The following is a 4,492-nucleotide window of genomic DNA, read 5'->3' as shown; positions in this document are numbered from 1 at the left end:
TCTACCCTATGTGACACACCCCAAAACGGCCGTTCTCGGACGGGCTGGGGGGGTAAATTTACTGATAATCATAATGTTATCGTTTTTGTATCACATACGTGGCTATATACCACCCCACAAAGTTACGATTTCTTTTTGAAACTGGCAAGGATTTCGGGAGTTTTTTCTATCATTATTCTCCATAATTGTAAAAAAGTTAACTTGTAAACCCTAACATGGTTTCTGTTGGCGATGAATCCTTTCACAGCTGCATATATGGCGCAACAAGCCTAGAGTTTCATCTGCTTGATTTCCTCTGCAGTCAGCCCCGTCATATCCATGACCGATGCTTCATCCATACCCTTTGCCAGCATCTTTCTGGCAATCTCAAGGCTTCGCTGGTTCATACCTTTCTCTACGCCTTTCTGGTAGCTGTCATCAATGAGGGTTCTTTCAACGCTTACGGAATCCCAGAACTTGTCGTAGGCCCAGAGTTCGGCATCTGTGAAACCGGAAATCTCCAGTTCTTCTACGGCTTTCCCTATCTCTGGGTCATTAAGCAGGTCGGAAGGAATCTCCTTCGTATTGGAATTGATTTCCGTCAGGAAACGGAGCCACAGCACCATCATGCGCTTGTCGGCGATGGAATGAGGAGTGAACTTAGGAAGCTCAATGAAGGTGAAATGCAAGCCTTCAATGACCTTATTGCTGTCCTTATCATGTACGATGCGATAGTTGTGGATAAAATCCGGAGTATCATGCGCAAAGATATCATTCACAAGATTCAGGGAATATACAGGTTGGAGTTCACTGTATTTTCCTCCCTTTTTAGCCTGACTCACATAGAGCTTGGATGCATTGAACAATACTCGCTGCTGGAATGCGTCAGACCATTCCATCTGCATTTCCACACAGAACTTCCTGCCTCTGATGTCGGTGCAGAGAACATCCACAATGGTATTCTTGCCCCCTTCGAGCTGGGGCACAAGTTCTGTAGGCAGATACTTGATTTCGTGTATCTGCTCCTCTTCGCTGAGTGGCAGGAGGGCGTTCAGAAGGCTGATCAGTCTTGCGGGATGATTGCCGAATATCTTCTTGAACGTGAGGTCTGCCTTAGGATCTAAGTACTTCATAAACATCAGTTTTAAAATCTACAGCGCAAAGTTACGATTTCTTTTTGAAACTGGCAAGGATTTCGGGAGTTTTTTCTATCATTATTCTCCATAATTGTAAAAAAGTTAACTTGTAAACCCTAACATGGTCTCTGTTGGCGATGAATCCTTTCACAGCTGCATATATGGTGCAACAAGCCTAGAGTTTCATCTACAACTCCTTTACCATAAAAATGGTGGTGGCGGTATGTCCCGAGTCACCAAGGCGCTGAAGAATATGCCTGAAGCCATGACGCTCATACATGGCTACTGCATCTGAGAATTGTGGGAATGACTCGATATACAGATGACTATAACCAGCCCTTCGGGCTCCTTCAATGGCCTGCGAGAACAAAACAGATCCATTGCCTTGACCACGAACTAAAGGAGACAGGTAGAACTTTACCAGTTCTGCATATCCATCCGGCAATCCCTCCGTGGGATAATAGCCGCAGCCTCCCTGAACGACCCCATCATCAGCCACAACCAAATAGCCGGCATTCTTCCCAGCCATTGCATCAAAGATATGCTCCGTCCTTGGGTCATCATACACGGTGTTGACCAGCGGAGCGCCATATTCCTCAAAAACAGAACGGATGACATGAGCCAACTGTTGCTGGTCCTTCTCTTCAATATGTCTAATCTCAATCATATCAATTTTCTAAATCCTTATTACCGCAACACTATAATTTAATATTTTTAATAAGCACCTGAGCAACAAAAAGTTGCTCATGATTTTGCCATGTCAGAAATTTCACTTATCTTAGTGTTGCAAATAAAAACAAACAAAATTCTGAATGACATGGCAAAAGTACAAATAAAATCTGAGAAACTCACTCCTTTGGGGGAATTTTTTCGATTATGGAGCAATTTGATGCTCTTTTAGCTCAAAAGCATGTATTGAACATTTACTCAGACAACAATGCTTATGCCAACCTGTTCAAGACAGACTTTGGATAAAAACCATGCTTTTTTGGTTAAACCAGCGTATTACCTCAAGAACGCGACCCAGTCGCCATATAAGGGCAATAGGTAAGTTATAGTATGCAGAAAGACTCCTTAGTCAGAGCATCACAGATAAGAGACTGAAAGAAATAACCCAAAATATAATGAAGTAATATGAATAATTACTTCATTATATTATAGGTTAAGTTTGAACCTTTCCTTAAACATATCCATCTCTCTTCCTGGGATTTGAAGCAGAATGGCTAATTTCTCCCATTTGCTCACAGCCGCTTGAACCTCCTGGATGATGTTTTCAGCATCCTCCTTCTTTATCATATAGCTCTCGCATGAATCAAGCAGAACATGAATATCTGCCTTGTTGGAAGATTCGTTGATTAGAAGACTCTGATATTCATAGAGAGTCGGGTTCATATCATAGGCGGGTGACAGCGTCCATCCTTTTGGAGTGAGCAGAAAACCATGGTTTCTGAAGTGATCATCAGAATTTCCAATGCAGATGTTGAATGCTACCCTACGGAAGAGTTCCTGAAGGTTTTTCTCTACGTTGCAGCAACCTTGGAGGATGAAATCAACTATATCGAGATAACCATACCCATCTTGTGCATTATCACCATCCTTTAATCCCAGCAGAGACATGGATGACGCAAAATGTATTCTCTTGGCTTCATCAGTTCTGTCAAATCGTCTGGACAGGAGTGTGTGATATTTTCCCAGTCCCCCTAACACTCTGGTTTGAACAACCTGTATTCCTGCCTTTTGAGCGAGAAGATGAGAAAAGTGTTCCCAAAGTCCTGTGTCATAGTCATCCTTGCGCGAAGGGAACTTAGCTATGCATAGATTGCCTTTTTCATCCAAGACACCAGCCTTAGGTCTTGCGCCACCTAATGAGGTGCCGGGTTGGATAAGCTGTGCTATCCACTTTTTCTCAGGCAGCGTATCATTCTCTTCAGATTTTTCCACTTCCTGACTGGCATGAATCAATTCTCTGATTTCTGTTAGTGGAGGTATCTTGAGAGATGGTGACACATTGATATAATCACCTTCCATTTCCCTTTTAAACCTTAATCCACCCATTCTGGAGAAGTCATCAATACCCATGAGGTAATCGAATGAGGAAAGAGCTCTGATAGCTCTCTTCTCTTCTGCAGCCTGTATCTGTTCTCTTCTTTTGAGCAAGGTACGCCCCCACCTATCTGGCAATGCATCAGAAAAGCATCCGAAAATATCACTTCCTGGCTGGGTATATTGCATGCCAGGGTAGTTGTTGATGTCCTCTGAAAGCTTGATCCCGGCATGAACCTTAAGCCAATTCTCATTAAACTTAAAGGCATAGCTGTCAGAGCCGCGCAATTTCTCATAGCACAGCTCACCCACCAGTTCTGGACTGACGAGCCAGCTAAAATCAGCGAAAACCAATAGTCGTTCCATTCCTATCCCCTTTTAGTAGCTCTTTGACGATTCTTCAATCCCATATCCTGCAATGCCCTTCCAAGCTTGTCATCCTTTGCCAAGAGCAAGATGTCATCATCCAGTTGAAGAGCATAAAGTACACGCAGGTAGATTCCGATGGAAACCGTTGGTAATCCCTTCTCCACCTTGCAAAGTGTAACTTCTGAGCATGTTGCTCTTTCTGCAACTTGAGCCATGCTCAGGTTGCGGCGCAATCTGGCAAGCTTGATTTGTTCGCCCACGATTTCCATTTTTTGAATCAACTTCCTAGGAAGTTTGTTAGCCATTGTATTCTTTGTCATTGCCTTAATCCCAATTATAATATGCAAATATAAGGAAAAAACTTCATTATAAGATGGGTTAGCCAAAAGTTTTATAAATAATTAAGGATATGTTTTCAAAGTAATAGGCTCACATATCTGTTGGAACAGCTTTGTTAAACAATTCATTTAAAGGAGTCTTGTCCGTAAAGAATAGACACTTGGTGATTGCCATTATAACCAGGGCGAATGGTACCTAAAAGGTTATTCAGTATTCAGTTATTCAGTTTTTTTCGCGATAGTAAGCCTTTTTGTAGTTATAAATTGTAAGTAATTATTTTATATTATATATATATATATTTATATATATATAATATACTATCTATACAGAGAATGGTAACAACAGCGAAAAAAACTGAATAACTGAATACTGAATACGTTTCCCGAAACAGGTATTACTTTGTAATATGCTGATTTATATGGCAAAACATAGTTTTCCATACCGCAAAACATAGAGATGCGCCCCACAAAACATAGAGTTTGATTTCTTTAACTAAGTTTCAAATCGTAAGTTGCTGAAAATCGCTCCTTATCACATGCAAAAAATTGGTAGATACAGAAAATCTTCGTATCTTTCCTCTATAAAACGAAAATGATTTCCCTCGCATAGGGTAACTACAATTGGAG

At 41.4% G+C, this 4,492-nt stretch carries 4 protein-coding genes; all 4 read right to left on the bottom strand.

Annotated features, from left to right (window positions below; translation table 11 throughout):
• Positions 1 to 269: 269 nt before the first annotated feature.
• The 4 genes from F7D73_RS03940 to F7D73_RS03925 all read right to left on the bottom strand — a co-directional run bounded on the left by F7D73_RS03940 (position 270) and on the right by F7D73_RS03925 (position 3,847).
• Positions 270 to 1,118 (bottom strand): Rpn family recombination-promoting nuclease/putative transposase, encoded by an 849-nt coding sequence (locus tag F7D73_RS03940; RefSeq protein ID WP_153122381.1) that lies wholly within the window; start codon positions 1,116 to 1,118, stop codon positions 270 to 272.
• A gap of 184 nt (positions 1,119 to 1,302) precedes the next feature.
• The gene (locus tag F7D73_RS03935; protein WP_153122380.1) at positions 1,303 to 1,782 is read right to left on the bottom strand and encodes a GNAT family N-acetyltransferase; all 480 of its coding nucleotides are present in this window, start codon (positions 1,780 to 1,782) and stop codon (positions 1,303 to 1,305) included.
• Positions 1,783 to 2,270: 488 nt separating this feature from the next.
• Positions 2,271 to 3,524, bottom strand: coding sequence for a type II toxin-antitoxin system HipA family toxin (locus F7D73_RS03930; protein WP_153122379.1), 1,254 nt, complete (start codon positions 3,522 to 3,524; stop codon positions 2,271 to 2,273).
• A 2-nt stretch (positions 3,525 to 3,526) separates the two neighbouring features.
• Entirely contained in the window at positions 3,527 to 3,847 is a 321-nt protein-coding gene (locus F7D73_RS03925; protein WP_153122378.1) for a helix-turn-helix domain-containing protein, read from the bottom strand.
• Positions 3,848 to 4,492: the final 645 nt, after the last annotated feature.

The sequence above is a fragment of the Segatella copri genome (assembly GCF_009494395.1).
Classification (GTDB): Bacteria; Bacteroidota; Bacteroidia; order Bacteroidales; family Bacteroidaceae; genus Prevotella.
This window is presented reverse-complemented; position numbering and strand designations above follow the sequence as displayed.